General features: G+C 70.3%; 23 protein-coding genes. 14 read left to right on the top strand and 9 right to left on the bottom strand.

All coding sequences use genetic code 11. The features are described 5' to 3' along the window. The first annotated feature begins 22 nt into the window (after positions 1-22). Positions 23-802 (top strand): HAD-IIA family hydrolase, encoded by a 780-nt coding sequence (locus ACFPIJ_RS48785; RefSeq protein ID WP_203851149.1) that lies wholly within the window; start codon positions 23-25, stop codon positions 800-802. Here the strand turns inward: ACFPIJ_RS48785 and ACFPIJ_RS48780 are convergent. Next, the gene (locus tag ACFPIJ_RS48780) at positions 786-1,274 is read right to left on the bottom strand and encodes an SRPBCC family protein (protein WP_380126337.1); all 489 of its coding nucleotides are present in this window, start codon (positions 1,272-1,274) and stop codon (positions 786-788) included. The genes ACFPIJ_RS48785 and ACFPIJ_RS48780 overlap by 17 nt on opposite strands. 50 nt (positions 1,275-1,324) lie before the next feature. Here ACFPIJ_RS48780 and ACFPIJ_RS48775 point away from each other — a divergent pair, with 50 nt between their 5' ends. Next, positions 1,325-1,816 (top strand): MarR family winged helix-turn-helix transcriptional regulator, encoded by a 492-nt coding sequence (locus tag ACFPIJ_RS48775; protein ID WP_380126336.1) that lies wholly within the window; start codon positions 1,325-1,327, stop codon positions 1,814-1,816. Positions 1,817-2,827: 1,011 nt separating this feature from the next. Here ACFPIJ_RS48775 and ACFPIJ_RS48770 read toward each other — a convergent pair. Next, positions 2,828-3,610 carry a hypothetical protein gene (locus ACFPIJ_RS48770; protein WP_380126335.1) on the bottom strand — a complete coding sequence of 261 codons (783 nt, stop codon included), beginning with the start codon at positions 3,608-3,610 and terminating at the stop codon, positions 2,828-2,830. 75 nt (positions 3,611-3,685) lie between these two features. On the opposite strand from ACFPIJ_RS48770, the gene ACFPIJ_RS48765 reads away from it, so the two are divergent. Then, positions 3,686-4,492 carry a DUF3097 domain-containing protein gene (locus ACFPIJ_RS48765; protein WP_380126334.1) on the top strand — a complete coding sequence of 269 codons (807 nt, stop codon included), beginning with the start codon at positions 3,686-3,688 and terminating at the stop codon, positions 4,490-4,492. A gap of 53 nt (positions 4,493-4,545) precedes the next feature. Here the strand turns inward: ACFPIJ_RS48765 and ACFPIJ_RS48760 are convergent, their stop codons facing one another. Beyond that, entirely contained in the window at positions 4,546-5,865 is a 1,320-nt protein-coding gene (locus ACFPIJ_RS48760; protein WP_380126333.1) for a serine hydrolase domain-containing protein, read from the bottom strand. Positions 5,866-6,011: 146 nt separating this feature from the next. Between ACFPIJ_RS48760 and ACFPIJ_RS48755 the strand changes: the two genes are divergently transcribed. Next, positions 6,012-6,440 carry an NfeD family protein gene (locus tag ACFPIJ_RS48755; protein ID WP_380126382.1) on the top strand — a complete coding sequence of 143 codons (429 nt, stop codon included), beginning with the start codon at positions 6,012-6,014 and terminating at the stop codon, positions 6,438-6,440. Between the two features lie 77 nt (positions 6,441-6,517). Beyond that, positions 6,518-7,558, top strand: a complete 1,041-nt coding sequence (locus ACFPIJ_RS48750; protein WP_380126381.1) for an SPFH domain-containing protein — start codon at positions 6,518-6,520, stop codon at positions 7,556-7,558. On the opposite strand, the gene ACFPIJ_RS48745 is transcribed toward ACFPIJ_RS48750, so the two are convergent. From ACFPIJ_RS48745 to ACFPIJ_RS48730, 4 genes are all read right to left on the bottom strand, one after another. Continuing rightward, on the bottom strand, positions 7,555-8,352 hold the full coding sequence (locus tag ACFPIJ_RS48745; protein WP_380126380.1) for a TrmH family RNA methyltransferase: 798 nt from the start codon (positions 8,350-8,352) through the stop codon (positions 7,555-7,557). The genes ACFPIJ_RS48750 and ACFPIJ_RS48745 overlap by 4 nt on opposite strands. A 106-nt stretch (positions 8,353-8,458) precedes the next feature. Beyond that, the gene (locus ACFPIJ_RS48740; RefSeq protein WP_380126332.1) at positions 8,459-9,247 is read right to left on the bottom strand and encodes an ABC transporter ATP-binding protein; all 789 of its coding nucleotides are present in this window, start codon (positions 9,245-9,247) and stop codon (positions 8,459-8,461) included. After that, complete coding sequence (locus tag ACFPIJ_RS48735) at positions 9,244-10,263, bottom strand: ABC transporter substrate-binding protein (RefSeq protein ID WP_380126331.1); 1,020 nt, start codon at positions 10,261-10,263, stop codon at positions 9,244-9,246. The genes ACFPIJ_RS48740 and ACFPIJ_RS48735 overlap by 4 nt, the downstream gene beginning before the upstream one ends. A 73-nt stretch (positions 10,264-10,336) precedes the next feature. Further along, entirely contained in the window at positions 10,337-11,206 is an 870-nt protein-coding gene (locus ACFPIJ_RS48730; protein WP_380126330.1) for an ABC transporter permease, read from the bottom strand. 244 nt (positions 11,207-11,450) lie between these two features. Here ACFPIJ_RS48730 and ACFPIJ_RS48725 point away from each other — a divergent pair, with 244 nt between their 5' ends. Continuing rightward, the gene (locus ACFPIJ_RS48725; RefSeq protein WP_380126329.1) at positions 11,451-14,891 is read left to right on the top strand and encodes a ThuA domain-containing protein; all 3,441 of its coding nucleotides are present in this window, start codon (positions 11,451-11,453) and stop codon (positions 14,889-14,891) included. 58 nt (positions 14,892-14,949) lie between these two features. Further along, positions 14,950-16,500 (top strand): PucR family transcriptional regulator, encoded by a 1,551-nt coding sequence (locus tag ACFPIJ_RS48720; RefSeq protein WP_380126328.1) that lies wholly within the window; start codon positions 14,950-14,952, stop codon positions 16,498-16,500. Between the two features lies 1 nt (position 16,501). On the opposite strand, the gene ACFPIJ_RS48715 is transcribed toward ACFPIJ_RS48720, so the two are convergent. After that, the gene (locus ACFPIJ_RS48715) at positions 16,502-17,509 is read right to left on the bottom strand and encodes a coiled-coil domain-containing protein (protein WP_380126327.1); all 1,008 of its coding nucleotides are present in this window, start codon (positions 17,507-17,509) and stop codon (positions 16,502-16,504) included. A gap of 588 nt (positions 17,510-18,097) precedes the next feature. Between ACFPIJ_RS48715 and ACFPIJ_RS48710 the strand changes: the two genes are divergently transcribed. From ACFPIJ_RS48710 to ACFPIJ_RS48685, 6 genes are all read left to right on the top strand, one after another. Further along, positions 18,098-19,009: a MurR/RpiR family transcriptional regulator gene (locus tag ACFPIJ_RS48710; protein ID WP_380126379.1), complete on the top strand. Its 912-nt coding sequence runs from the start codon at positions 18,098-18,100 to the stop codon at positions 19,007-19,009. Beyond that, positions 19,006-19,758 (top strand): sugar isomerase domain-containing protein, encoded by a 753-nt coding sequence (locus ACFPIJ_RS48705; RefSeq protein ID WP_380126326.1) that lies wholly within the window; start codon positions 19,006-19,008, stop codon positions 19,756-19,758. Before ACFPIJ_RS48710 ends, ACFPIJ_RS48705 begins: the two co-directional genes overlap by 4 nt. Positions 19,759-19,779: 21 nt before the next feature. Further along, a complete protein-coding gene (gene ngcE / locus ACFPIJ_RS48700) occupies positions 19,780-21,228 on the top strand; it encodes an N-acetylglucosamine/diacetylchitobiose ABC transporter substrate-binding protein (protein ID WP_380126325.1) in 1,449 nt (482 codons plus the stop codon). A gap of 13 nt (positions 21,229-21,241) precedes the next feature. Next, on the top strand, positions 21,242-22,150 hold the full coding sequence (locus ACFPIJ_RS48695; RefSeq protein ID WP_380126324.1) for a carbohydrate ABC transporter permease: 909 nt from the start codon (positions 21,242-21,244) through the stop codon (positions 22,148-22,150). Positions 22,151-22,161: 11 nt separating this feature from the next. Beyond that, positions 22,162-23,079, top strand: a complete 918-nt coding sequence (locus tag ACFPIJ_RS48690) for a carbohydrate ABC transporter permease (protein ID WP_380126323.1) — start codon at positions 22,162-22,164, stop codon at positions 23,077-23,079. An 84-nt stretch (positions 23,080-23,163) separates the two neighbouring features. Further along, the gene (locus tag ACFPIJ_RS48685) at positions 23,164-24,828 is read left to right on the top strand and encodes a bifunctional 3'-5' exonuclease/DNA polymerase (protein ID WP_380126378.1); all 1,665 of its coding nucleotides are present in this window, start codon (positions 23,164-23,166) and stop codon (positions 24,826-24,828) included. A 75-nt stretch (positions 24,829-24,903) separates the two neighbouring features. On the opposite strand, the gene ACFPIJ_RS48680 is transcribed toward ACFPIJ_RS48685, so the two are convergent. After that, positions 24,904-25,407, bottom strand: coding sequence for an NUDIX domain-containing protein (locus ACFPIJ_RS48680; RefSeq protein WP_380126322.1), 504 nt, complete (start codon positions 25,405-25,407; stop codon positions 24,904-24,906). A gap of 77 nt (positions 25,408-25,484) precedes the next feature. On the opposite strand from ACFPIJ_RS48680, the gene ACFPIJ_RS48675 reads away from it, so the two are divergent. After that, positions 25,485-26,066, top strand: a complete 582-nt coding sequence (locus ACFPIJ_RS48675) for a nucleotidyltransferase family protein (RefSeq protein WP_380126377.1) — start codon at positions 25,485-25,487, stop codon at positions 26,064-26,066. The last annotated feature ends 7 nt before the right edge of the window (positions 26,067-26,073 follow it).

Raw genomic sequence — 26,073 nt, 5'->3', positions numbered from 1 at the left:
GTTTTTGAGGGAGCATGTACGCGTGAGAGAACGCAAGCCCATCGAGTCCTGGCTCACCGACATGGACGGGGTCCTCGTGCACGAGGGCGAGCCCGTGCCCGGCGCACCGGAGTTCGTCAACCGGCTGCGCTCGTCCGGCAAGCCGTTTCTGATCCTGACCAACAACTCCATCTATACCGCCCGTGACCTGCAGGCCCGCCTGCGGCGCATCGGCTTCGACGTGCCCGAGTCCGCGATCTGGACCTCGGCCCTGGCCACCGCCCAGTTCCTGGACACCCAGCGTCCGGGCGGCACCGCGTATGTCATCGGCGAGGCCGGCCTGACCACGGCGATGCACGAGGTCGGGTACATCCTCACCGACACCGAACCCGACTACGTGGTGCTGGGCGAGACCCGCACGTACAGCTTCGAGGCGATAACACAGGCGATCCGCCTCATCAACGACGGCGCCCGCTTCATCTGCACCAACCCCGACGCCACCGGCCCCTCCAACGAGGGTGCCCTGCCGGCGTGCGGTGCCGTCGCCGCCCTGATCTCGAAGGCGACCGGCATCGAGCCGTACTTCATCGGCAAGCCCAACCCGATGATGATGCGCTCCGCGCTCAACAGCATCGACGCGCACTCGGAGACCACGGCGATGATCGGCGACCGCATGGACACCGACGTCCTCTGCGGCCTCGAGGCGGGCCTGGAGACGATCCTGGTCCTCAGCGGCATCTCGACGGTGGCGGATGTGGAGCGGTACCCGTACCGCCCGTCACGCATCATCCCGTCAGTGGCGCACCTCATCGACGAGGTGTAGCCGGTTTCGCAGGTGCTTTCGCCGGTTCGGCGGGCGCCTGCAGCCGGTTTCGCAGGCGTTCAGCGTCCGCGGTGAGGTTGCGCCGCAGCGTCGCACGGAACAACGGCGCCGCGAGGCGCTGGGCGCCGTGCAGGCGGACGTTGAGCGCCAGACGCACCTGGCTGGCGCCGGCGCCGGTCGCGGTGACCGTGCGGGAGCCGTCGGCGTCCGCGCCGCTGGTGGTGCGCCAGGCGAACCGCAGCCCCGGCCCGACCGTCGTGACGACGCCGAGGTTGTGGTACCTCCCACCGGCCACCGTCATGTGCTCGTCCGTGGTCGTGCCCTCCCGGACCACTCCGGCGGGCGTCGCCACCATCGAGGTGACACCCTGCCGCCACAGCACGTCGTTGTCGTAGTCGGCGAGGACCTCCCACACCTCCTCCGCCTTCCGCTCGATCACGATCTCGGCGCTGATTGCTATCAGAGTAGTCATGCGTCGAATAATACGGCGTCGAACTATCTGCTGATCCATAGAATGTCGGCATGGCGACGCCCGACGACGTGGACCGGATCATCGAGCAGTGGCGCCGCGAGCGCCCCGAGCTCGACCTGGCCGCGATGGCGACGTTCGGCCGCCTGGGCCGGCTGTTCGCCCACCTGAGCAGGGCGGTCGACGAGACGTTCACCCGCTTCGACCTGCAGCGCGGCGAGTACGACGTCCTCGCCGCCCTCCGCCGCTCCGGCGCCCCCTACGTCCTGACCCCGTCGGCGCTTTCCGACGTGCTGATGCTGTCCCGCGCCGGCATGACGAACCGCCTGGACCGCCTCGAAGCGGCGGGCCTGGTCGAACGCCGCGCCAACCACTCGGACCGGCGCAGCATGCTGATCGCCCTCACCGACATCGGCGCCACCCTGACCGACGAGGTGACCACGGTCCACGTCGCCAACGAGTCCACCCTCCTGTCCGACCTGACCCAGGCCGAACGCCACCACCTGGACGCGATCGCCCGCAAACTCCTGTCCCGCTTCGAGTAACGAGGCGCGCCTCCCCGCTCCCCGCCCGACCCTTCCGCGCGGTCGCCGCCGCCAAGGACACTTGCGCCGTCGTTCCACCGCCGCGAACGATCTTGCCGTCGTGATCGAAGTCGCGCGCTGGTCGTCCGGGCGACCGCAGCGCTCCTTCGATAACGACGCGGCTCGCCCCTCTCGTTCGGTCGTCGCCCCTCAGCCAGCGATCGAAGTCGTCCTGCGGCCGTGCGGGCCGTATGGGCAACCAACCCGGTCCTTCGATCACGACGGCAAGATCGTTCGCGCAGGCACCCGAGGGACTCCAGCCGTCCACCCCGGCCAGCACGCGCCTTCGATCACCAGCGCAGCGGCTCGACCCGACGGCACGGTGAAGCAACGCCAGCCCAGAGCCCGCCACGCCAACTGGAAACGCCGTCACCCAGCTACGCAGAGACCACAGCCGCAACCCCCGCCGCCGCAGCGACGAAGCTACGACAGCATCGCAGCAGCCCCGCCCCACTCCAGCCCGGCAGAGACGGCGACCACCACGAACCCGGGGAAGCGCAGCGCCCAATCTAGCCACCAGGGCTGGTTAGGGGAGTGCGGCCGCGGAGCGGTCGCATGGGGGCTGCGGGTGGGAACCCCCGCCGCCGTGCCGAAGGCGCGGCAGGATTGCAGTGGCCCCGCCCCACTCCAGCCCGGTAGGGACGGCGACCACGTCGGACCTGGGGAAGCGCAGCGCCCGATCTCGCCACTCGGGCTGGTTAGGGGAGTGCGGCCGCGGAGCGGTCGCATGGGGGCTGCGGGTGGGAACCCCCGCCGCCGTGCCGAAGGCGCGGCAGGATTGCAGTGGCCCCGCCCCACTCCAGCCGGTTAGGGACGGTGACCACGACGGCCTGGGGAAGCGCAGCGCCCGATCTCGCCGCACGGGCGGGTTACGAGAGTGCGGCCGCGCAGCGGACGCATGGGGGCCGCGGGTGGGAACCCCCGCCGCCGCGCCGAAGGTGCGGCAGCATTGCAGTGGCAGCTAGCACAGCATTACAACAGTGGTGCGTTGCAGGCGGCTACCAGGGCCCGGCGGCAGGCGGTGGTCAACGGGCGCAGGGCGGCGTCGCGTTGCTGGACTTCGTAGCCGTTGATGGCGCCGCCCGGGGCGGCGTGTTCGGCCAGGGCGAGGACGCGGTCCAGGACCGCGGCTCGGGCGTACAGGCGGCGGGCCCGCGGGTCGTAGCCCGGGGGCAGGTCGGTCGCGCCGTCGGGTTTGCGCAGGGCTTCGATGGCGCCGGCGAGCTCGGGGCGCCACTGGGCGATGTCGAGCTTCGCGAGGGTGCGGGTCGCGGTCGCCAGCTCCGCGGACAGCTCGGCCTCCGCCTCCGCCGTGGACGGGGCGTCGGTCGATGGAGGCGTCATGGGCAGGACGAAGACCTGCCAGCGGACGGTCTCGAACTCGTCGCCGGAGCCGGAGGTGTGCAGGCGGACCTCCGGCACGAAACCGAGCCCGCCGGCGATCACGCCCTCGCCCGCGAGGAGCGCGGCGCCGCTGAACGGGCCGGGTCCTGGCAGGCCGCGGGGGTCGCCGGGGGCCGGGAGCACCAGGCGGACCTCGTCCGGGTGGAGCTTGGACAGCGCGGCGATCGCGTCCGTCAGGGACACGTCGGTCCACGTGCCGGGGACGTCGGAGACCATGTGCTCCTCGTCGCCGGAGATCTCGGCGGCGGCGTCGTCGCACGGCACGAGGCCGGCGCGCCACGCCCGGACCCATGCCACGAAACGCGCCGAGCGGCGCGCCTGGAGGGTCGCCGCGCGTGCTGCGGGGGACATGGGAGCAAGGGTACGTGCTGACGTGCCGGTATGTCTCGCAGGCGGCGGGGGCGTCAGCCGATACGCTTGCCGTCCATGGACGTCCTGGCGAACAACGACTGGCGGCGACGGCGCACGGTCCCGACGGTGGACGCTGAGCTGGACCTGGTCGTGGAGGATGCCGACTCGGGGTTCTGCGGGGCCGTGGTCGGGTTCGAGTTCGGTGCGGTGGTGCTGGAGGACCGGCACGGCAAGCGGCGCAACTTCCCATTGGAGCCGGCGGCGTTCCTGCTCGACGGTGAGCCGGTCACACTCGTGCGGCCGGCGGTGGCCGTGCACCAGCAGCAGCGGAAAATCACGAGCTCAGGGTCGATCGCGGTCACCGGTCACACCGCCCGGGTGGCGCGGCGGAGCAGGATCTGGGTCGAGGGCATCCACGACGCCGCGCTGGTCGAGCGGATCTGGGGGCACGACCTGCGGGTCGAGGGGGTCGTGGTCGAGCCGCTCGACGGGATCGACGAGCTGAGCGCGGCCGTCGCCGAGTTCCACCCGGGACCCGTGGCCCGGCTCGGCGTGCTCGTCGACCATCTCGTACCAAATTCCAAAGAAAGCCGAATTGTCGGAAATATCCGGTCGCCCTACGTCCTCATCACCGGACACCCCTACGTCGACGTGTGGCAGGCGGTCAAACCGGCCGCCGTCGGGATCAGGCAGTGGCCGGTCGTGCCACCCGGCCGGCCCTGGAAGGAAGGCGTCTGCGAGCAGCTCGGCGTCGCCGAGCCGGCCGACCTGTGGCGGCGCATCCTCGCGTCCGTCTCCAGTTTCCGCGACGTCGAAACCCCACTGATCAACGCCGTGGAACGCCTCATCGACTTCGTGACGGAACCCGACGAGGACATCTAAAACGAGGACCTCGAGGCGAGGACCTCGAGGCGAGGACCTCGAGGCGAGGACATCTAGACGGCCGGCCACGGATCCCGCGACAGCACGAACGTCGCGATGTCCAGCGCGACCACCCCGCCCTCGCCGTCGCGCACGACCCGCAGCAGCTCGCCGTCGTTGTCCCCGGACCGTCCCCGCCACAGGTCCGCGGTCGGCCCGTCCGGCGCGAACCGCCACGCCCGGCGGCCCGTCGTCAGCGGCGTCACCACCAGTTCCCCGTCCGCCCAGCCGACCTCGTGCTCCTGGCCCATCCACCACCACCGGCCGGTGAGCGGCGCGATCTGCGCCGGCGGCTCCTCGCGCGGCCGCCACGGCGCCACCCGCGCCGGCTCCCGGTCCAGCACCGCGCCGAGCAGGTCGAGGCCGAAACCGCTGAGGCCGCCGGCGTGGCGCATCGTGTACGCGTTGCCGAACGCCACCACGCCGGTGCGCGACGGCCGGTGCACGGCCAGGATCGCGAGGTAGCCGGGCATCGAGCCGCTGTGGCCGACGAACACCCGTTCCCCGCGCCGCCACAGCTGCAGACCGAGGCCGTGCCCGGCGGTCCAGCCGTCGAGGTCGCTGACGATGACGGGCGCGCACATCTCGGTGACGGTCGCCGGCGCGAGGACAGCCGGGTCGGGCTCGGCCAGGAACGCCGCCCAGCGCGCCAGGTCCTCGACCGTCGACCAGAGCTGCCCCGCGGGCGCCATCGCGGCGGCGTCGTGCCGCGGTTCCTCGCGCAGTTCGTCCAGCCACGGGTGCACGACGTAGCCCCGCGCGAACGGTTCCGCGGGGGAGTACGTCGTGCGGTCCAGCTGCAGCGGGCCCAGGAGGCGCTTCGTGAGCAGCGACTGCCAGTCCTCGCCGCCGACCCGGGCCACCATGGCACCCAGCAGGCCGTAGGCGAGGTTCGAGTAGTGGTACCCGTGCAGCGGCGGGTAGGCGACCTTGTCGGCGGTCAGCGTGGACAGGAACGTGTCGACGTCGACCCCCGACGCGCGCTCCCACCAGTCACCGTCCGGTTCGCGCTGCACACCGCCGGCGTGGCCGAGCAGCTGGCGGATGGTGACCGCGCCGACGGGGGTGCCGGGGAGATGGCGGTAGAGCAGGTCGTCAAGGGCCAGCTTCCCCTCGTCGCGCAGGGCGAGGACGAGCGCCGCGGTCATGGTCTTCGTGATCGACCCGATCCGGAACTGCAGCCCGGTGACCGGACCGTCCAGCCCGCCGGTCGCCACGTGCTGCAGGACGCCGTCCCGGACGATCCCGGCGGCGAGGACGGGCACCCGGCCGCCGGCATGGGCGCGGGCGACGAGGTCGTCGACGCGCGAGACGGTCTCCGGCAGCAACGGCACGGCTTGCCTCCAAGGGGGTGAGAAGGGCGACGTCTCCCTAACTGTGCGCCCGGCCCGAGCGCACCGTGCACCGGCAAGGATTCGGCAAGACGAGTGATCAGGAAAGAGCGGGACGAGCATCGGCGTGACACGATCGAAGCGTGGACCTGTGGTTGATCGTCTGGCTGGTCGTCGGCGCCGCGCTCGTCGTGGCGGAGATCTTCACGACCACGTTCATCCTGTTGATGTTCGGCCTCGGGGCGTTCGCCGCGGCCGGCGCCGCCGCGCTCGGGGCCGGGGTGCCGGTGCAGGCGGCGGTGTTCGCGGCCGTGTCGGCGCTGTCGTTCCTGGCGGTGCGGCCGACGCTGCGGCGGTACATGCACCGCGACGCCCGCGACACGCCCATGGGTGTCGAGGCACTGGAGGGCTCCATGGCGCTGGTCATCGAGGCGGTCGACCACGACAGCGGGCAGATCAAGATCGAGGGTGAGCTTTGGCGGGCCCGTCCCTACGACGCGACGCAGACGTTCGCGGTCGGGGACCGCGTCCGGGTGATTGAGATCAAGGGTGCCACCGCAATGGTGTGGAAGGACTGAGCCAAGTGGATCCGAGTACGTTCCTGGCGATCATCGTCATCGCCGCCGCGCTCCTCGCCGTCGTCACAGTCGTCAAGATGGTCAAGGTCGTGCCCCAGCAGGTCGAATACGTCGTCGAGCGGCTCGGCAAGTACAGCCGCACTCTGACGCCCGGCCTCAACATCCTGGTGCCGTTCATCGACTCGGTGCGCAACAAGGTCGACAAGCGCGAGGTGGTCGTCAGCTTCCCGCCGCAGCCGGTCATCACGTCCGACAACCTCGTCGTGTCGATCGACACCGTCCTGTACTTCAAGGTGGTCGACTCGGTCCGCGCCACGTACGAGATCTTCAGCTACCTGCAGGGCATAGAGCAGCTCACCGTCACCACGCTGCGCAACGTCATCGGCTCCCTCGACCTGGAGAAGGCGCTCACCAGCCGCGACGAGATCAACCGGCACCTGTCCGGCGTCCTGGACGAGACCACCGGCCGCTGGGGCATCAAGGTGACCCGGGTCGAGCTCAAGGCCATCGAGCCGCCGCCGAGCATCCGCGACTCGATGGAGAAGCAGATGCGGGCCGAGCGGGACCGCCGCGCCGCGATTCTGCACGCGGAGGGCCTCAAGCAGTCGCAGATCCTCACCGCCGAGGGTGAGAAGCAGGCCGCGGTCCTGCGCGCCGAGGGCGACCGGCAGTCCCGCATCCTCACCGCCGAGGGCCAGGCGAAGGCGATCCGGACGGTCGTGGACTCGATCCACGCGGCGAACCCGGACTCGAAGGTCATGGCGTACCAGTACCTGCAGTCGCTGCCGCAGATCGCCGCCGGACAGTCCAACAAGCTGTGGATCCTGCCGGTCGAGCTGACGAAGGCCCTGGAGGGCATCGGCGGTGCCCTCGGCGGCCTCACGCAGCTGTCCGACTCGGCCCGCACCGGCCTCGTCGAGTCGCGCCCCAGCGAGGAGGACTCCGCCGACGTCATCGAGGCCCGCAGGTCCGCCGAGGACGCCGCGGCGGCCGCGAACGCCGAGGCCGCGGCGGCCGCCGCGCAGGTCTCCGGCAATCCGCAGAGCACCCCCGCCGGGATCACCGCCCAGGACCTGGCCGCCCTGGACGACCAGTCCACCCGGGAACTGGAGCGTTAGCGACACAGCTCCCAGAACGCGACGGCCGCGGCGGCGGCGACGTTGAGCGAGTCGACGCCGTTGCGCATGGGAATCACGACCCGCACGTCGCTCGCGTCGAGGGCCTTGGCCGACAGGCCGGGGCCCTCCGCGCCGAGCAGCAACGCCGTGCGCTCCCGCTGCGCGGCGGTCAGCGTCTGGATCGGCACCGCGTCCGGCGCCGGCGTCATCGCCAGGAGCGTGAGCCCCGCCGCCCGGATCGCGGCGAGCCCGTCCGGCCACGGCTCGATCCGCGCGTACGGGATCGCGAACACCTCGCCCATGCTGACCCGCACGCTGCGCCGGTACAGCGGATCCGCGCACGACGGCGACAGGAGCACCGCGTCCATGCCGAGCGCGGCGGCCCCCCGGAAGATCGCCCCGACGTTGGTGTGGTTGTTGATGTCTTCGAGGATTGCGACCCGGCGCGCGGTGGCCAGGATCTCCGCCGCCTTGCGGTCCGGTTTGCGATGGAAGCTCGCCAGCACGCCGCGGTGCACGTGGAAGCCGGTGATGGCCTCGAGGACCGCCTGGTCGCCGGCGTAGACGGGCACGTCGTGCAGCTCCAGGTCGTCGAGCTGCCCGACCCGCTTCGCGTCGATCAGGACGGACCGCAGCCGGTACCCGGCCCGCAACGCGCGGCGGATGACGAGCTCGCCCTCGGCGATGAACAGGCCGTTGGGAGGCTCCCACCGGGTGCGCAGCTCCACGTCGGTGAGGGCCCGGTAGTCGCCGATCCGCTCGTCGCTGGGGTCGGTGATGGTCTCGGCGGTCAGCACCCGGTCGATTCTGCCCTGCGCCGCGCGGTGGCGGGCGGCGCCCACCGCCACCAGCCTGCCGGCGGCCGGGGGCGGGACCCCCGGCCGCCGGATTCAGTCGGATTCAGTGGTTGCCGGTGGAGCCGAGCAGGCCCCGGATCTGGGTGGCGAGCCGGTCGAAGCGGGGGTCGGACATGACCGCGGCGTACTCGCGTTCCGCCGGGAGGTCGACGTCGTACTCCTGCTGGATGCGGCCCGGTCGGGGGCTCATCACGACGACCCGGGTGCCCAGGAACACGGCCTCGGCGATCGAGTGGGTCACCAGCAGCACGGTGGTCGAGGTTTCCCGCCAGATGCGGTTGACCTCGGCGTTGAGCTGTTCGCGGGTCAGCGCGTCCAGCGCGCCGAACGGCTCGTCCATGAGCAGGACCGGCGGCTGGTGCAGCAGCGCCCGGCACAGGGCGACCCGCTGCTGCATGCCGCCGGACAGCTCGTGCGGCAGCGCCTGCTCGAAGCCCTCCAGGCCGGTGAGCCGGATCAGCTCGTCGGCGCGGCGGGCGGCCAGGTCGCGGGGCATGCCGCGCATCTCCGCCTGCAGCAGGATGTTCTTGCGGGCGCCGCGCCATTCGAGGAGGGCGGCGCGCTGGAAGGCGAAGCCGATGTCCTTCTGCGGGCCGGCGACCGGCCGGCCCTGCAGGGATACGGTGCCGCTGGTCGGGCGGACCAGGCCGGCGACCAACTTCAGCAGCGTCGACTTGCCGCATCCGGACGGCCCGACGATGGTCACGAACTCCCCGGGCCGCACCCGCAGCGACACGTCCTGCACGGCGGTCGTGCGGGTCTGTTTCGTGGTGAACCGGACCGTGACACCGTCGAGCTCGACGGCGGTGCCGGTCACCGTCCCGGTGGTCATGAGGCCGCCGTGAAGGACTTGTCCCAGTACTTCGCCGGCGCGCCAGGGTCCTTCAGGTCGGCGTTCTTCGCCATGATGTCCAGGGTCTCGGTCCACTTGCTCTCGGCGTTGACACCGGGCTGGCCGGAGCCGGCGTCGAGCAGGGTCAGGCCGAGGTTGAGCTGCTTGGTGAGCACCGCTTTGGCCGGTTCGTTGTCGGCCAGCTCGGCCATGGCGTCCACGGCGCCGGGCACGTCCTTGGCCGCCTCGGCCCACGACTTCTGGGTGGCCCGCACGAACTTCTTGATCAGGTCGCTCTTGGCCTTGAGGGTGTCGTCGTGCACGACGATGCCGGTGCCGAGCAGGTTCATGCCCCAGTCGGCGTACAGGAGGCGGTCCATCTTCTTGTTGGTCTTCGCCTCGATGGTGGGCGACTGGTCGTGGAAGAAGCCCTGGATGGCGTCGACCCGGCCCTCGGCCAGCGCGGCGATCTTGCCGGCGGCGTCGACGTTGACGACCTTCACGTCCTTCGGGTCGACGCCGTTGGCCTTGAGCCAGGCGGGGAAGGTCACGTAGATCGCGTCGCCGGGGGTGCCGCCGACGGTCTTGCCCTTCAGGTCCGCGGGGGACTTGATGTTCTTGTCGGCGAGGAACTGGATCGACGTCGGGCCCTTCTGCAGGAACACCCCGACGCTCTTGACCTTCATGCCGGTGGCGACGCTGCGGATCAGCACCGGGGTGTCGGCCCAGCCGATGTCGGTCTGCTTCTGGTCGACCGCCTTGATCACGTTGCCGGAGCCGTTGCCGGGCTTGATCTCCAGGTCGATGCCCTCGGCCTTGTAGTAGCCCTTCTTCAGGCCGTAGTAGAAGGGCGCGTGCTCGCCGTACGGGACCCAGTTGAGGGTCAGTGTGAGCTTCTCGCTGCCGGCCGCGGCCTTGCCCGGCTCGGCGGCCTTGTCGGCGCCGCAGGCGGCAGTGCCGGCGATGGGGCTCAGCAGCAGGACGGCGGCGGCGGTACGTGCGATGAAGGACCTCATGGACGTGCTCCTCCTGTGCTCGGGGTGTGGGTTGGAGGATCGGCTGGACGACCTGCGCTGATCGGGGCGGCGATCACGAGGTGGTGAGGGTGACCGGCCGGCGCCGGCTGGCGTGCCACGGGATGAGCAGCGCCTCCGCGATCTCGACGACCGCGAACAGCACGATGCCGATGGCGGACATCAGCAGCAGGTCGGCGAAGAGCATCGCCGCGTTGAGGTTGCCGTTGGCCACCTGCAGCACGTAGCCGAGGCCCTCGCTGGCGCCGACGAACTCGCCGACGACCGCGCCGGTGACGGCGAGCGTCACGGCGACCTTCAGCCCGGACATGAGGTGTGGCAGCGCGTTCGGGAAGCGGATCTTCCGGAACGTCTTCCACTGTCCGGCACCCATCGTCGAGGACAGGTCCAGCAGTTCGGGGTCGGTCGAGCGCAGGCCGGCGACGCCGGAGATGACCACCGGGAAGAACGCGATGAGCACCGCCAGGACGATCTTCGGGGTGAGCCCGAAACCGAACCAGACGATGAGCAGCGGCGCGATGGCGATCTTCGGGATGACCTGGGCGAACAGCACCAGGGGATAGACGGCCTTGTCCAGCGTCCGGGAGTAGACGATGAGCACGGCGGTGAGCAGCCCGAGCACGGCGGCCAGGATGAAGCCCAGCACCGTCTCGTAGAACGTCACCCAGGTCTGGCGCATCAGGAACCCGAACTCGTCGTGGAAGATCGTCCAGACCTCCGCCGGTGGCGGGATCAGGTACGGGGCGACGAGCTCGCGCCAGCTGATGAACCACCAGACGGCGAACAGGCCGGACAGGACCAGGGCAGGGCGCCACAGCGACCCGATGAACCGCCGCAGGCGCACGCCGATGCGCCGCTCGGTTCGGATGTCTCCGGCGTCCTGGTCCGTCTTGAGGGATGGCCGGACCGAACTGGACACACTCACATCAGCACTCCGTCCGTCGGGTGTTCGAGGCCGCGTTCGAGGAAACCTCCGAGCCACGATGCCCCGCCGCAGGCAAGCGCTTTCCTGCACTTTAGGCGGTGGTCCGGGTTCAGGCAAGAACGTATTGATCCTAGTCATCGGATCCATTGACGGCATCGAATGGTCGCCCTACGCTACGAGCAGTCGGCGGCCCGGGAAAGCGCGTTCCTCAGTGTGTTCGCGCTCGAAACTACTGGAGTGCCGTATGCGACGACACTTCCGCCGCGCGTGCCTCGCCACGCTCGCGGCGGTCTCCCTGATCCTGCCCGTCACCGCCACACCGGCCCACGCGGCCGCACGCTTCCGCGTGCTCGTGTTCTCGAAGACCACGAACTTCTACCACGACTCGATCCCGGCCGGCATCGCCGCGATCCAGCAGCTCGGCACCGCCAACAACTTCGAGGTCGAGGCGACCACCGACGCGGCCGCGTTCACCGACGCGAACCTCGCCCGCTTCGACGCGCTGGTGTTCAACAACACCAACTCCACGCCCGCCGCCGGGGATCTGCTCAACGCCGCCCAGCGCACCGCGTTGCAGAACTTCGTGCGCGCCGGCAAGGGATGGGTCGGCCTGCACGCCGCCACCGCCAGCGAGCGCGACTGGACCTGGTACGAAGGCCTGGTCGGGACCATCTTCGAGAACCACCCCGACTTCAGCGCTACCGGCGGGGTGTACCCGGGACGCATCAAGGTCCTCGACCGCGCGCACCCGTCCACGAAGAACCTGCCGGAGCTGTGGGAGCGCAGCGAGGAGTGGTACAACTGGATCACCAACCCGACCGGCAAGGTGCACACCCTCGCCCAGATCAAGGTCCGCGACGGGATCTCCGGGCTCAACGAGGGCGTCGACCACGCCTACTCCTGGTGCCAGAACTACGACGGCGGCCGTTCCTGGTACACCGCCGGCGGCCACAGCAGCTCCTCCTTCAGCGAGCCCGCGTTCCTGGAGCACCTGCGCGGCGGCATCGAGTGGGCGGCCGGGGCCGTCGCCGGTGAGTGCGGCGCGACGAAGACCGGCAACTTCCAGCGGGTCCCGCTGGTCAACCAGAACCTCTCCGACCCGTTCGAGCTGGCCGTCCTGCCGGACCGCAGGGTGCTGTACATCCAGCGCACCGGCCAGCTCAAGGCGATCAACCAGGACACCCTCGCGGTGACCACCCTGCTGGACTTCGGGTACACCTCGGACCTGCTGACCCAGTCCGACGGGCTGCTCGGGCTCACCGCCGACCCGAACTTCGCCACCAACCAGTTCGTCTACCTGCTCTACACCGACAAGGTCTCCAAACAGATCAACATCGCCCGGTACACGATCGGTGCCACCGCCGCCACCGACCCGAAGGTGCTGCTGACCATCCCCACCTGGCGCGGCGAGGGCCGCGCGAACTCCCACATGGGCGGCGGGCTGGCGATGGGCCGGGACGGCCTGCTGTACGCGGCGATCGGCGACAACACCGACCCGTTCGAGTCCAGCGGCTACACCCCGATCGACGAGCGCTCCGGCCGCCGCGCCTGGGACGCGCAGGGCACCGCCGGCAACACCAACGACCTGCGGGGCAAGATCCTGCGGATCCGGCCGAACGCGGACGGCACGTACAGCAACCCGGCCGGGAACCTCTTCGCGCCGGGCACCGCCAAGACCCGGCCGGAAATCTACGCGATGGGCTTCCGCAACCCGTTCCGGATCAGCGTCGACCCGCTGACCAACGCCGTGCTCGTCGCCGACTACGGCCCGGACGCCCGGGCCGCCGACGCCAACCGCGGGCCCGAGGGCACGGTTGAGTTCGACCGGGTCACCTCGGCCGGCAACTACGGCTGGCCGTACTGCATCGGCAACAACACCCCGTTCAACGACTACAACTTCGCCACCAGCACGGCCGGGGCGAAGTTCAACTGCGCGGCCCCGGTGAACAACTCGCCCAACAACACCGGCCTGACCAGCCTGCCGGCCGCCCGCGGGGCGCTGGTCTGGTACGCGTACTCCGCCTCGACCCAGTTCCCCGAGCTCGGCACCGGCGGCGGCGGACCGATGTCCGGACCCGTCTACGACTACGACCCGGCGAACACCCGCGCGACGAAGTTCCCCGAGTACTACGAGAACAAGTGGATCGTCTACGAGCTGACCCGCACGTGGTTCAAGACGCTGTCGATCCACAAGACCGCGCAGACGTTCACCGACGCCCGGTTCGGCCCGACCAAGGTCGGCGACCTGCAGTCCATCAACCCGCTCTTCCCCGACTTCTCCTGGATCCAGCCGTTCGACGCGGAGTTCGGCCCCGACGGGTCGCTGTACGTCATCGACTTCGGCTCGGGCACCGGATCCGGGCGCGGCGGCACCAACGACGGCGCCGGGATCTACCGCATCGACTACACGGCCAACGGCAGCGCCCCGGTCGCCAAGGTCGCCGCGAACAAGGACTCCGGGCCGACCCCGCTCGCCGTCACGTTCTCCAGCGCCGGTTCCAGCGCGGGCGTCACGTACGCCTGGGACTTCGACGGCAACGGCACCACCGACTCCACGGCGGCCAACCCGTCCTACACGTACACCACGAAGGGCCAGTTCAACGCCCGGCTGACGGTGCGCAACCCGGCGAACGGCCTCACCGCCGTGGCCACGACCCAGATCACCGCCGGCAACACCCGGCCCACGGTCACGATCAGCGTGCCCAACGGCGGGTTCGCCGACTTCGGCGACCGGATCCCCTACACGGTCACGGTCACCGACCCCGAGGACGCCTCCGTCGTCTGTTCGCGGGTCGTCACCCAGAGCCTCCTCGGCCACGACACCCACGCCCACCCGCTGGACAACTACACCGGCTGCTCGGGGCTGATCATCACCGACTCCGGCGCCGGCGACGGGCACGGTCCGGGCCAGAACCTGTACACCGTGCTCACCGCCCAGTACACCGACGGCGGCGCGACCGGCGGCGTGCCGGCGCTCACCGGCTCGACCCAGGTCCGGCTGCGCGCCAAGAGCACCGAGGCCGAACACCTCACCAGCAGCTCCGGCGTCACCGTCTTCGACCGCGCCTCGGCCCATGCCGGCAAGCGCGTCGGCGACATCGACAACAACGACTGGCTTGCGTACAGCAACGTCAACTTCAAGGGCATCGGCTCGGTGACCGCCGGCGTCAGCAGCGTCTACGGCGGCACGATCGAGTTCCGCAACGGCTCAACGACCGGCGCGCTGCTCGGCACGCTGGCCGTGCCCAGCTCCGGCAGTTACGACAACCTCATCTCCCCGACGGCGAACCTCACCAACCCGGGCAGCACGTTCAACCTGTACGTGGTGTTCAAGAACCCGGCGACGCCACCGCCGGCGGGCACCTATCTGATGTCGGTGGACTGGCTGCGGTTCAACGGGGCCGGCGTCAAACAGGAGACCGGGGCCACCCTCACCGGGTCGGCGTCACCGGCCACCGGCGGGCCGCGCACCGTGTCCTTCAGCGGCGTCGCCACACCGCCGGCGGGCCGCACCATCGTGAAGTACGAGTGGGACTTCGGTGACAACGCACCGCTGTTCACCAGCACCACCAGCGCGACGACGACCCATGCCTACAACCGCACCGGCACGTTCACGACCCGGCTGACCATCATCGACAGTGCGGGCGCACCGCACGCGACGTCGGTGACGGTCACCGTCACGTAACCGCGTCCGCAACCGCCGGGCGCTGCCACAGCGCCCGGCGGTTGTAGCATCCGCGCTGATGTTCCCCACCGTTCGTGAAGTGCTCGAGCTCGATCCGGTCCGCAACGGTGCGCCCCGGGTCGTGGCGGGGGAGCGCGGCCTCGACCAGGCCGTCCGGTGGGTGCACAGCTCCGAGGTGCCCGACATCGCCACCCTGCTGCGCGGCGGCGAGCTGATCCTCATCACCGGGATCGGGCTGCCGCCCGAAGACGCGGGGCTGCGCCGCTTCATCACCGACCTCGCCGACGTCGGGGCGTGCGGCCTCGCGGTGGAGATGGGGCGGCGGTATTCGCAGCGGCTGCCGGCGGTCATGGTCCGCACCGCGGAGGAGCTCGGGTTCCCGCTCGTCGAGCTGCACCGCGGCACCCCGTTCGTGCTCATCACCCAGGCGGTCCACGGCATGATCGTGGACGCGCAGCTGGCCGAGCTGCGGGCCACCGCCGAGCTGCACCAGCGGTTCACGGACCTGTCGGTCGAGGGGGCGGCACCGGCGGAGGTGGTCGCGCAGACCGCGGCGCTCGCCGGTGCGCCGGTCGTGCTGGAGAACCTGTCGCGGCAGGTCCTCGCCTACGACGCGGCGGGCGGCTCGGCGGAGCTGCTGCTGGCCAACTGGGAGTCGCATTCGCGGGCGGTGCAGCCGCCGGGGCGGACCGGGCACGACGCCGAGGCCGGCTGGCTCGTCACCGTCGTCGGGGCGCGCGGGCAGGACTGGGGGCGTCTGCTCATCCGGCGGCAGGTGGCCCGGGACCGCGACATCACGCTCATCGAGCGGGCCGCGGCGACGCTGGCGCTGGTGCGGCTCACCCAGCGCGACGACCTGGAGCGGCAGAGCCAGTCCGCGTTGCTCGCCGCGCTGCTGGCACACACCGTGCCGGTCGGGGACGTGGTCGTGCGGGCGAAGGCGCTGGGGGTGCACCTGGAGCGCCGGCATCTCATCGGGGTGGTGATCCGTGCCTGCCCCGCGGATGTGGCCGCGCGGGCGTTGCGGGACACGTCCCTGGCCGGGCTCGCCGGGGCGCTCGACGACGGGAACACCGGGGTCCTGCTCACGCTGCGGACCGCCGAGGAGGAGCCGGACGCGCTGCGGCGCCTCGCGGCGCGGGTCCGGGCCCTCGCCGACGGTGACGTGGTCGTGGCGGCGGGGGAGGGGGTGGCGACGCCGAAGGAGGCGCGCCGGTCGCTGCTGGAGGCGAGCCAGGTCGCGATGTCGGTCCGCCACACCGCGTCGAGCCCGGAGGAGGTGCTCCGCGTCGCCGACGTGGGCCTGCCGGGCCTGCTGCACATGCTGCGGGACGAGCCGCGGCTGCAGACGTTCGTGGAGCAGGAGCTCGGCCCACTGCTCGCGTATGACGTCCGGCACCCGCGGGAGCAGCTGCTCGGCGTGCTGCGCAGCTACCTGGAGTGCGGCCGGAACAAGTCCGCTGCGGCCGAGCACAGCCACCTGTCCCGGCCGGCGTTCTACGAGCGGCTGGCCCGCATCAGCCGGGTTCTGGGTGCCGATCTGGACTCGGTGCAGGTGTGCCTGTCACTGCACGTGGCGCTGCTGGCCCTGGACGCGCTCAGGGACTGAGTCACTGCATCGACAGGTGGACGTGGTTGTAGTGGTCGCCGGCGGGGGTGCCGTCGCCGCCGTAGGACTTCCAGCCGCTGCTGGGTTGCCAGATCCGTTTGTACCAGATGACGTACTTGACGCCGAGGTTCTTCGCGTTGGCCACGCACCAGGCGGCCAGCTTGTTGCCGTAGGCGAGGTCGTCACCGGTCGCCCGGGCGTTGACGAACGTGCTCTTGTTGGCGGAGAAGTCGCAGGCCTTGCCGAGCGGGTGGTCGCCACCGCCGCCGCTGCGGTAGCAGGACGTGTAGTGGGTGAAACCGGCCAGCCGGGCCTCGTTGTAGGCGTTGCGCATCCGGGCCGACATGCAGTTGCCGGTGGTCGGGTCGTTGCCCTTGATGCAGGTCTCCGACGGGTACGACCCGTCGGAGTTGCGCGCGACCGGCTTGGTGGTGACCACGCCACCGGTCGGCGCGCCGGTGGTCGCCCCGCCGCCGCCGGCCTTTTTCAGCGCGTCCTCGGCGGTCTTCTTGTTCGCTTCCATGATCTTCAGCTGGGCCTGCTGGTTGGCGACCGCCGCGGCGATGTCGGCCTTCTGCTGCTCCAGTTTCTTGCGCGTCTCGGCCAGCTCGCGCAGGGCCTGGTCGTCGCGCGAGACCATGTATTCGATCGTGGACATGTCGTGCAGCAGCTCATTGGGGTTGTCGCTGCCGATCATCACGTTCACGAGGCTGACGCGGCGGCCACGGTACGCGGCGGCGGCGACCGAGCCGGCCGACACCTCCAGCTCCGCCAGCCGTGCCTGGGTCTTGCCGAGCTCCGCCTCGATCGCGGTCTGGTCGGCGACGGACTTGTCCAGGCGGCCCTTGGCGTCGTTGTACTCGCCCAGGGCCTTGTCCAGTGCCTGACGGACAGTGAGGTTGCTGCCACCGTCCTCGCCGGGCTCGGCCGAGGCGGGGTCGGCGAACGCCACCACGAGCATGAGTGTGGTGGCCAGGAAGGTAAGGATCCGTCGCGGCGCCGTCAACATCGCCGGACAGCATATCGAAGCGACGTGAAAATACCAGCGCGCGAATGTGCGGTCCTCGCCCGGTTACGCAGGGTGACGTTTCCGGGGCGCGACGGGGCGCGTTTGGAAATTTTGACCAATGTGCGGACGGAAATGGGAGCGCTACCAGCTGAGGTGCGCACACACGGGTCGAAAGGGCCGAAAGGGCTTGTTCGGCCCTTCCTCGTGAAAACCACCGATCATCCCGGGTTCCCCGCATGTAACAAAACGGGCTATATCTGCGGATCGCCCTGACGATCACCCCGTTGGGTCTGGTCTTCTTGGTCGGGTTGGCCGGGGCGTGGAGGTTCTGTTACCGCCATGTGTCGAGGTGCTCTGAGCAGGGCTTTTAGCTCTCTTTAAGATCCACTTCTTAGGTAACAGTTTGAAAACTTCACCCAACTCCTTGACAAGAAGGGCCCCTCAGTAAGAACTTTTACCACTAACAGTTAAGGAACTTTGCTGAAAGGGAACGACATGACATCTCGCGAGGAGCTCACGACGGCGGTGCACTCCGCTGTCAGTGCCTCGCCCGTGTCGTCAATTCCCGCAGGGCCGCTGTCCGGCGCGATGGACGGGTTCCCGGCCATCGTCACCGGCGACAGCGTGCTGGCGAAGGTCCGGGCGCAGCTGCCCGAGCTCACCGGCGCCCTGCAGCGGGTCGCCGAGCTGATCCTCGCCGACCCCGCCGCGGCCGCCCGCTCGACGATCGTCGAGCTGGCCGAGCGCAGCGGCACCTCACCGGCGACCGTGACCCGCTTCTGCCGGGCGCTGGGCTTCGTCGGCTACGCCGAACTGCGGCTGGCCATCGCCGGCGAGACCGGCCGCGCGTCGCGGACCGGCGGCTGGACGATGGACATCGGCCGGGAGATCCAGCCGACCGACCCCCTGCAGCGGGTCCTCGGCCAGATCATGGCCGCCGACACCCAGGCGATGCACGACACCGCCTCGCTGCTGGACCTCACCGAGGTCGAGCGCGCCGCGGAGGCCATCGCCCGGGCCGAGCGGGTCGACATCTACGGCGCCAGCGGCAGTGCCCTCGTCGGCGGCGAGATGCAGTTCTGCCTGCACCGCATCGGCATCGCCGCGTGGGCGTGGGCCGACGTGCACAACGGCCTGGCCAGTGCCTCGCTGCTGAAGCCCGGCGACGTGGCGCTGGGCGTCTCGCACAGCGGCCAGACCCGCGAGACCATCGAGATGATCGCCGAGGCGAGCAGCCGGGGCGCGACCACGATCGCGCTGACCAGCTTCCCGCGCTCGCCGCTCGCCGAGGTCGCCGACATCGTCATGCTCACCGCGACGCAGGCGACGACCTTCCGGCCCGATGCCCTTTCCGCCCGGCACCCCCAGCTGGTGGTGCTGGACCTGCTGTACATCGCGGTGGCGCAGCGCACGCACGAACGCGCGCACGCGGCCTTCAGCGTCACCGCGCAGGCGGTCGCCGGTCACCGGTCGGCCAGTGGGAAAGAGGCAAGCGCATGACCGTCACTGCTCACGGATACGTGTCGGCGATCCAGGCGGTCATCGACCGGATCGTCGTCACCCAGGCCGGCAACGTCAGCCAGGCGGCCGACCACATCGTCACCGCGCTGCGCGCCGGTGGCCTCCTCCAGGCGTTCGGCACCGGGCACTCCGAGGCGGTGGCGGTGGACTTCGCCGGCCGCGCCGGCGGGCTCGTGCCGACGAACAAGATCCTCCTGCGGGACCTGGTCGTCTACGGGGGCCAGGACCCGCAGATCCTCGAGGACGAGAAGCTGGAGCGCGATCCCCGGATCGCCCACCAGCTGTACGAGATCGCCGCGCCGCGTCCCGAGGACGTGTTCGTGATGGCCTCACAGTCCGGGATCAACGGGGGGATCGTCGAGATGGCGCTGCTGATCAAGCAGCGCGGACACAAGTTGATCGCAATCACGTCGGTCGAGCACACCGAGCGGGTGTCCCCCAGGCACCCGTCCGGCCAGCGACTCGCCGATATTGCCGACGTCGTGCTGGACAACGGCGCGCCGTACGGCGACGCACTGCTGTCGCTGGATAGCGGCGGCGCGGTCTGCCCGGTCTCATCGGTCACCAACGCGCTCATGGCGCAGCTGGTGGTCGCCGAGGTCGTGCGACGCATCGAGGCTGCGGGCGAGGTAGCTCCCGTCTACCTGTCCGCGAACGTCCCCGGCGGGGACGAGCACAACCACACCCTCGAGTCGCGGTACGCCGGACGTGTCCGGCGCACCGCCTGACCCGAACCGAGGAGACAGATCATGTCCGTTACCCCCGAGTCCCCGTCGCAGCAGCCAAACGCGCTCTCGCGGCGGACCGTCCTCCAGCGCGCGGCCGTCGCCGGCCTCGTCGCCACGCCCGCGGCGGGCTTCCTCGCCGCGTGCGCCGACAGCGGCAGCGACGACGAGACGAGCACCCCCAACTCCGGTGCCACCAGCGCGGCCAACCCGCTGGGTGCCCCCGAGGACCAGCCGATCAACGTCGTCATCTTCAACGGTGGCTACGGCGACAAGTACGCCACGGACGTCCACGAGCCGCTGTACAAGAAGGCGCACCCGAAGTCCGAGGTCAAGCACCAGTCCAGCCAGGCCATCTCCACCCTGGTGCAGCCCCTCATCGCGGGCGGCAACGCGCCGGAGTTCGTGAACAACTCCGGTGAGAAGTCCCTGGACTTCGGCGCGCTCGTCGCCGACGGCCAGCTGCAGGACCTGACCGCCCTGTTCGACGCGCCGTCGGTCGACGACCCGTCGAAGAAGGTCCGGGACACCCTGGTCCCCGGCACCGTCGACACCGGCTCGTTCAACGGCAAGCCGTACGTCCTGTACTACGTGTCGACCGTGTTCGGCATCTGGTACTCCGGCAAGCTCTTCACGGACAACGGCTGGGCGCCGGCCAAGACGTGGAGCGAGTTCACCGCGCTCTGCGACAAGATCAAGGCCAAGGGCATCGCGCCGTACGCGTACGCCGGTGCCAACGCCGCGTACTACCAGTGGAACATCATCCTCACCAGCGCCGCGAAGATCGGTGGCGCGGACGTCCTCAAGAACATCGACAACCTCGAGGACGGTGCCTGGAAGACCGACGCGGTCAAGCAGGCCGCCGAGGCGTGGGCCGAGATCGGTGCCAAGTACAACCTGCAGGGCGCCGAGGGTCTGAAGCACACCGACGTCCAGCTCAAGCAGAACCAGTACCAGCTGGCGATGTACCCGTCGGGTGACTGGCTCGAGAACGAGCAGAAGAAGGACACACCCGAGGGCTTCAAGTACCAGATGGCGACCACCCCGAGCATCACCGGCTCGGACAAGCTCAAGTCGACGGCGCTGCGCGCGACCGCCGGCGAGGGCTACATGGTCCTGGCGAAGAGCAAGAACCCCAAGGGCGGCCTGGAGTACATGCGCCAGATGCTGTCGAAGGCGGGCGGCAAGGGCTTCACCGAGGTCGTCAAGGCGCCTACCGTGGTTCTGGGCAGCACCGAGGGCCTGACCTTCACCCCCGGCACGCAGTCGTCGCAGGACGCGCTGAAGGCCGCCGGCCAGGAGGTCTTCAACATCTTCTTCGACGGTTGGTACAAGGACCTCGACAAGGAGGCCCGCACCGCCACCAACGAGCTGATGTTCGGTCGCATCAAGGCCGACGCGTTCGTCGAGCGTATCCAGAAGAAGGCCGACGAGATCAAGAAGGACTCGTCGATCACCAAGTTCAAGCGCTGATCGGAGCCTGATCATGCGGCATGGGAGAGTCCCCTTCATTCTGGGGTTCCTGGTTGCGCCGGTAACGCTCTACTCGTATTTCGTCCTGTGGCCGTACGTGCAGACGATCAATCTGTCGTTCTACCAGTGGCGCGGCTTCACCAAGAAGCGATGGGTCGGGCTGGAGAACTATGATCGGATGCTGCACGCCGACCGGTTCTACCAGGCGTTGGAGCACCACGCAGTCATACTCGTCCTCCTGCCGCTGGCCACGATCGCATTCGCCCTGTTCTTTGCCTTCCTCCTCAACGTGGGGGGCAAAGGCAGGGGTGGCAAGACGGCGGGGGTCTGGGGCTCAGGGTTCTACCGGGTGGTGTTCTTCCTCCCCCAGGTCCTCGCCGTGCCGGTCATCGGCGTGCTGTTCGCGACGGTGTACCGGCCCAACGAGTCCGGCCTGATCAACGGTGTGCTGTTGAAGGCCGGGCTCGACAAGCCCATCGGCTTCCTGATCGAGAAGAACCTGGCGCTGCCCGCGCTCATCGCGGTGCTGGTCTGGCAGGCGGTCGGCTTCTACGTGGTGCTCTTCTCCGCCGGCATGGCCAACATCCCGGCCGAGATCTACGAGGCCGCCGAGCTCGACGGCGCGTCCAAGGTGTCGCTGTTCTTCCGCGTCACGCTGCCGCTGCTGTGGGACACGATCCAGACCGCCTGGGTCTACCTCGGCATCCTGGCCTTCGACGCGTTCGCCATCGTGTCGGTCCTCGCCCAGGACAACGGCGGGCCCGACGGCGCGACGACCGTGCTGGGCCTGGAGATCTACAACAACATGCAGCAGAACCGCTACGGCGACGCTGCCACCTATGGTGTCGCGCTGTGCGTGTTGTCGCTGGTGTTCGCCGCGTTCACGCTGCGGCTCACCCGTCGTGAGTCCTACGAGTACTGAGAGGCCGAGACATGACTGCAATCATCGGCCGCGACGCGCCGGGCCAGCGCAGCGGCGGGCAGGGCGCCCGCGTGGTGCCGAAGAGTGAGCGCCCGCGCCGCAAGCTGAATGTGGCCGGCGGCATCGGCCACGTGTTCCTGGCCATCTGGGCCCTGATGATCATCATTCCACTGCTGTGGGTGTTCCTGGCGTCGTTCAAGAACACGACCGAGATCTTCAGCTCGCCGTGGACCGTGCCGGACCACCTGCGCTGGGAGAACTGGAGCCGGGCCTGGACCAAGGCGCACGTCGGCACGTACGTGCTCAACAGCGTCTTCGTCGTCACGCTCGCGACGTTCGGCACGATGCTGCTGAGCTCCATGGCCGCCTATGTCCTGGCGCGGTACAAGTTCGTCGGCAACCGGGTCATCTACTTCCTGTTCGTGGCCGGCATCGCGTTCCCGCCGTTCCTCGCGGTCGTGCCGCTGTTCTTCCAGGTCAAGCAGCTCGGCCTGCTCAACACGTACACCGGCCTGATCGTCGTGTACATCGCGTACTCGCTGCCGTTCACGATCTTCTTCCTGACCTCGTTCTTCCGGTCGTTGCCGAACTCGGTGGCCGAGGCGGCGACGATCGACGGCGCCTCGCACACCCGGCTGTTCTTCTCGGTCATGCTCCCCATGGCCAAGCCAGGCCTGATCAGCCTCACGATCTTCAACCTGATCGGCCAGTGGGGGCAGTTCCTGCTGCCCCTGGTGCTGATGGCCGGCGCGAGGGACAAGTGGGTGCTCACGCAGGGCATCCAGGAGATCTCGACCTCTGCGGGATATGAAGCCGACTGGGCAGGCCTGTTCGCCGCCCTGACGATCTCGATCCTGCCGATGATCGTGATGTACATGATCTTCCAGCGGCAGATCCAGGCCGGCCTCACCGCCGGCGCAGTGAAGTAACCCACCAAAGGCACGCGCACCCCCGGCGGTTTCTCGAAAACTGTCGGGGGTGTGCGATGTAATGCGGTCGTGCTTGTCGCGGTGATGCCCTCAGGTGCCGGTGGTCTGCTGCGACCACTGGCCGACGACGGCACGCCTGCCGGTTCCGAGCGCAGGGTCGACGACCTGGCCACCGCCATCGCCGCGATCGAGGCCCGGGACAGCCCGCGCTGGCTGTGGCCCTCCACCGCCGAGCTCTATCCCCGGCTCCTCGCCGCCGGCGTCCGCGTCGAGCGGTGCCACGACCTGGAGCTCGCCGAGGCCCTCCTGCTCGGCGCCGAAGGGCACTGGGGCCAGCCCCGCTCCCTCGCGGCCGCCCACGCCCGGCTCACCGGCGCCCCCGTGCCGCCGGACCCGCCGGCCCGCGCGGCCCTGCCGCCCGGCGGCGCCCAGGACTCCCTCTTCGACGACATGTTCATGGCGGCGGTCCCGGAGCTGCCGCTCGACGCCGTCCTGGCGGTCCACGCCGCCCAGCGCACCCGCGCCGCGGCCGCCGCTTCCCTCGCACCCGGCGGCGGCGCCATGCGCACCCTCATCGCCGCCGAGTCCGCCGCCGCCCTCGTCGCCGTCGAGATGGGTGCTGCGGGCCTCCCGTGGCGGCCCGACGTGCACGACGCCCTGCTCCGCGACCTGCTCGGCCCGCCCTCACCGATCGAGGGCGCGCCGCCGGCCCGGCTCGTCGAGCTCAACGCCCGGCTCAACGAGGCGTTCGGCGCCCGCGTCCACCCCGACTCGCCGGCCGAGGTCCTGCGCGCCTTCGCCCGGCAGGGCATCACGCTGCGCAACACCCGCCGCTGGGAGCTGCAGCACGTCGACCACCCCGCCGTGCCGATCCTGCTGGAATACAAGGAGCTCTACCGGCTCTGGGTCGCGCACGGCTGGTCCTGGCTCGACCAGTGGGTCACCGGCGGCCGATTCCGCGCCGAATACATCCCCGGCGGCGTCGTCTCCGGCCGCTGGGCCACCCGCGGCGGCGGCGCCCTGCAGATCCCGCGGGTCGTGCGCCGAGCCGTCGTCGCCGACCCCGGCTGGACCTTCGTCGTCGCCGACGCCGGCCAGCTCGAGCCCCGCATCCTCGCCGCCGTCTCCGCCGACCACCGCCTCGCCAAGGCCGGCGCCGCCGGCGACCTCTACGCCGCCCTCGCCGCCGACGCGTTCGACGGCGACCGCGCGAAGGCCAAGGTGGCCCTCCTCGGCGCCATGTATGGCCAGACCGGCGGCGACGCCGCCCCCGCCCTCGCCGCACTGCGCCGCTTCTACCCGACGGCCTGGGACCTCGTCGAGGAGGCCGCCCGCACCGGCGAGTCCGGCGGGCTCGTGCGCACCTGGCTCGGCCGCACCTGCCCCCCGTCGTCGGTCAGCTGGCGCGAGGGCTTCGACGAGCCCGGCCTGGAGGTCGACGCCCGCGGCGGCGCGAAGGGCCGCGCCCGCGGCCGGTTCACCCGTAACTTCGTCATCCAGGGCACGGCGGCCGAGTGGGCCCTGGTCCTGCTCGCCCGCCTCCGCTCACACCTCGCCTCGTTATCCGCGGAGCTGGTGTTCTTCCAGCACGACGAGTTCGTGGTGCACTGCCCCGAGGGGGAGTCGGACGCGGTGGTCGCGGCCGTCCACACCGCGGGCGACGAGGCGCGGCGGCTGCTGTTCGGGGAGACCCCGGTCCGGTTCCCGCTCGACGTCGCCGTGGTGCCCTGCTACGCGGACGCCAAGTAGCGCCGGCCCCTCCCGTGATCCGGAAGACCCTGGGCACCTCTGGGTACACAAGGTCTTCCGGATCACGGGTGGGGGTCACCAGTCGGTGGTGGCGAGGTAGCGGGCCATGGCGTCGGTGTGGGTCGGGAAGCACAGGGGCTGCGGGCCGACGCCGATCTCGAAGCCGAGGGACTCCTCCGTCGCCACCGACGACGGGATCGCGGACAGCGGGCGCGGGGGGAGGACGCCGAAGACGATGAGGTTGCCCTGGGCGGTGCTCTGCACGTCGAAGAGGCGCACGTCGGCCGGGTCGGCGAGCAGGGTGGTCTCCTCGCGCAGCTCCCGGACCATGCCCTCCTGCCAGGTCTCACCGAGCTCGATGAAGCCGCCCGGCAGCGCCAGCTCGCCACGCATCGGCTCGATGTCGCGGCGCACGAGGACCAGGCCGCGGCCGTCGTCGGTCTCCACCGGCAGGAGCGCGACCGCGACCGGCAGCGGGTTTCGCCAGGTCGTCTCGCCGCAGGAGGCGCACACGCGGGGCCACGGTGCCCCCGACGCATAGGCGACACCGCAATACGAACAGTGATCGTGCAGGGCCATGAGCAAGGAGCCTACCGACGGTATTACGCTGAGCCTCGCGCCGGTGTAGCACTAAAAGGAGCACCCGAGGAGTTCCGCTGAGCACGATCGTCGGACTGGTTCTCGCCGCAGGTGGTGGCCGCCGGTATGGCGGGCCCAAGGCCCTCGTGCGCCACGAGGACGGCCGGTTACTGGTCGAGCGCGCCGTGGCGACGCTGCGCGACGGTGGCTGCGCGCGCATCGTCGTGGTCCTCGGCGCCGAGTCGGCGCGGGTCCGCGCGGAGGCGCAGCTCGGCGACGCGCGGCTGGTGGACAACCCGACCTGGAAGAGCGGCATGGGCTCGTCGTTGCGGGCCGGCCTGGCGGCGATGGCGGAGGACGACGCGGCCGACGCGGTCGCGGTGCTGCTGGTCGACACGCCCGGCATCGGACCCGACGCGGTGGCCAGGTTGCTCGCCGCGGCCGAGGGCGGGCCGAAGTCGCTTGTGACAGCGACGTACCACGGAAAACGCGGCCATCCGGTGATCCTGGGAAGAGACCATTGGGCCGGTGTCGCCACCCTCGCGACCGCTGACGTCGGCGCGCGGGCGTATCTGGTGGCCCACACCGACCTGGTCCAGACGGTGCCGTGCGAGGACATCGCCGACGACACCGACCTCGATGTGCCGCCGGAGCAGTAGCCGACGA

Source organism: Dactylosporangium cerinum, assembly GCF_042653625.1.
GTDB lineage: Bacteria > Actinomycetota > Actinomycetes > Mycobacteriales > Micromonosporaceae > Dactylosporangium > Dactylosporangium cerinum.
This window is presented reverse-complemented; position numbering and strand designations above follow the sequence as displayed.

Excerpts from the sequence above, each read along its gene's own strand:
- ACFPIJ_RS48780 (WP_380126337.1), bottom strand. The coding sequence starts at position 1,274 with ATGACTACTCTGATAGCAATCAGCGCCGAGATCGTGATCGAGCGGAAG.
- ACFPIJ_RS48775 (WP_380126336.1), top strand. The coding sequence starts at position 1,325 with ATGGCGACGCCCGACGACGTGGACCGGATCATCGAGCAGTGGCGCCGC.
- ACFPIJ_RS48770 (WP_380126335.1), bottom strand. The coding sequence starts at position 3,610 with ATGTCCCCCGCAGCACGCGCGGCGACCCTCCAGGCGCGCCGCTCGGCG.
- ACFPIJ_RS48765 (WP_380126334.1), top strand. The coding sequence starts at position 3,686 with ATGGACGTCCTGGCGAACAACGACTGGCGGCGACGGCGCACGGTCCCG.
- ACFPIJ_RS48750 (WP_380126381.1), top strand. The coding sequence starts at position 6,518 with ATGGTCAAGGTCGTGCCCCAGCAGGTCGAATACGTCGTCGAGCGGCTC.
- ACFPIJ_RS48740 (WP_380126332.1), bottom strand. The coding sequence starts at position 9,247 with ATGACCACCGGGACGGTGACCGGCACCGCCGTCGAGCTCGACGGTGTC.
- ACFPIJ_RS48735 (WP_380126331.1), bottom strand. The coding sequence starts at position 10,263 with ATGAGGTCCTTCATCGCACGTACCGCCGCCGCCGTCCTGCTGCTGAGC.
- ACFPIJ_RS48725 (WP_380126329.1), top strand. The coding sequence starts at position 11,451 with ATGCGACGACACTTCCGCCGCGCGTGCCTCGCCACGCTCGCGGCGGTC.
- ACFPIJ_RS48720 (WP_380126328.1), top strand. The coding sequence starts at position 14,950 with ATGTTCCCCACCGTTCGTGAAGTGCTCGAGCTCGATCCGGTCCGCAAC.
- ACFPIJ_RS48715 (WP_380126327.1), bottom strand. The coding sequence starts at position 17,509 with ATGTTGACGGCGCCGCGACGGATCCTTACCTTCCTGGCCACCACACTC.
- ACFPIJ_RS48710 (WP_380126379.1), top strand. The coding sequence starts at position 18,098 with ATGGACGGGTTCCCGGCCATCGTCACCGGCGACAGCGTGCTGGCGAAG.
- ACFPIJ_RS48705 (WP_380126326.1), top strand. The coding sequence starts at position 19,006 with ATGACCGTCACTGCTCACGGATACGTGTCGGCGATCCAGGCGGTCATC.
- ngcE (WP_380126325.1), top strand. The coding sequence starts at position 19,780 with ATGTCCGTTACCCCCGAGTCCCCGTCGCAGCAGCCAAACGCGCTCTCG.
- ACFPIJ_RS48695 (WP_380126324.1), top strand. The coding sequence starts at position 21,242 with ATGCGGCATGGGAGAGTCCCCTTCATTCTGGGGTTCCTGGTTGCGCCG.
- ACFPIJ_RS48690 (WP_380126323.1), top strand. The coding sequence starts at position 22,162 with ATGACTGCAATCATCGGCCGCGACGCGCCGGGCCAGCGCAGCGGCGGG.
- ACFPIJ_RS48685 (WP_380126378.1), top strand. The coding sequence starts at position 23,164 with ATGCCCTCAGGTGCCGGTGGTCTGCTGCGACCACTGGCCGACGACGGC.
- ACFPIJ_RS48680 (WP_380126322.1), bottom strand. The coding sequence starts at position 25,407 with ATGGCCCTGCACGATCACTGTTCGTATTGCGGTGTCGCCTATGCGTCG.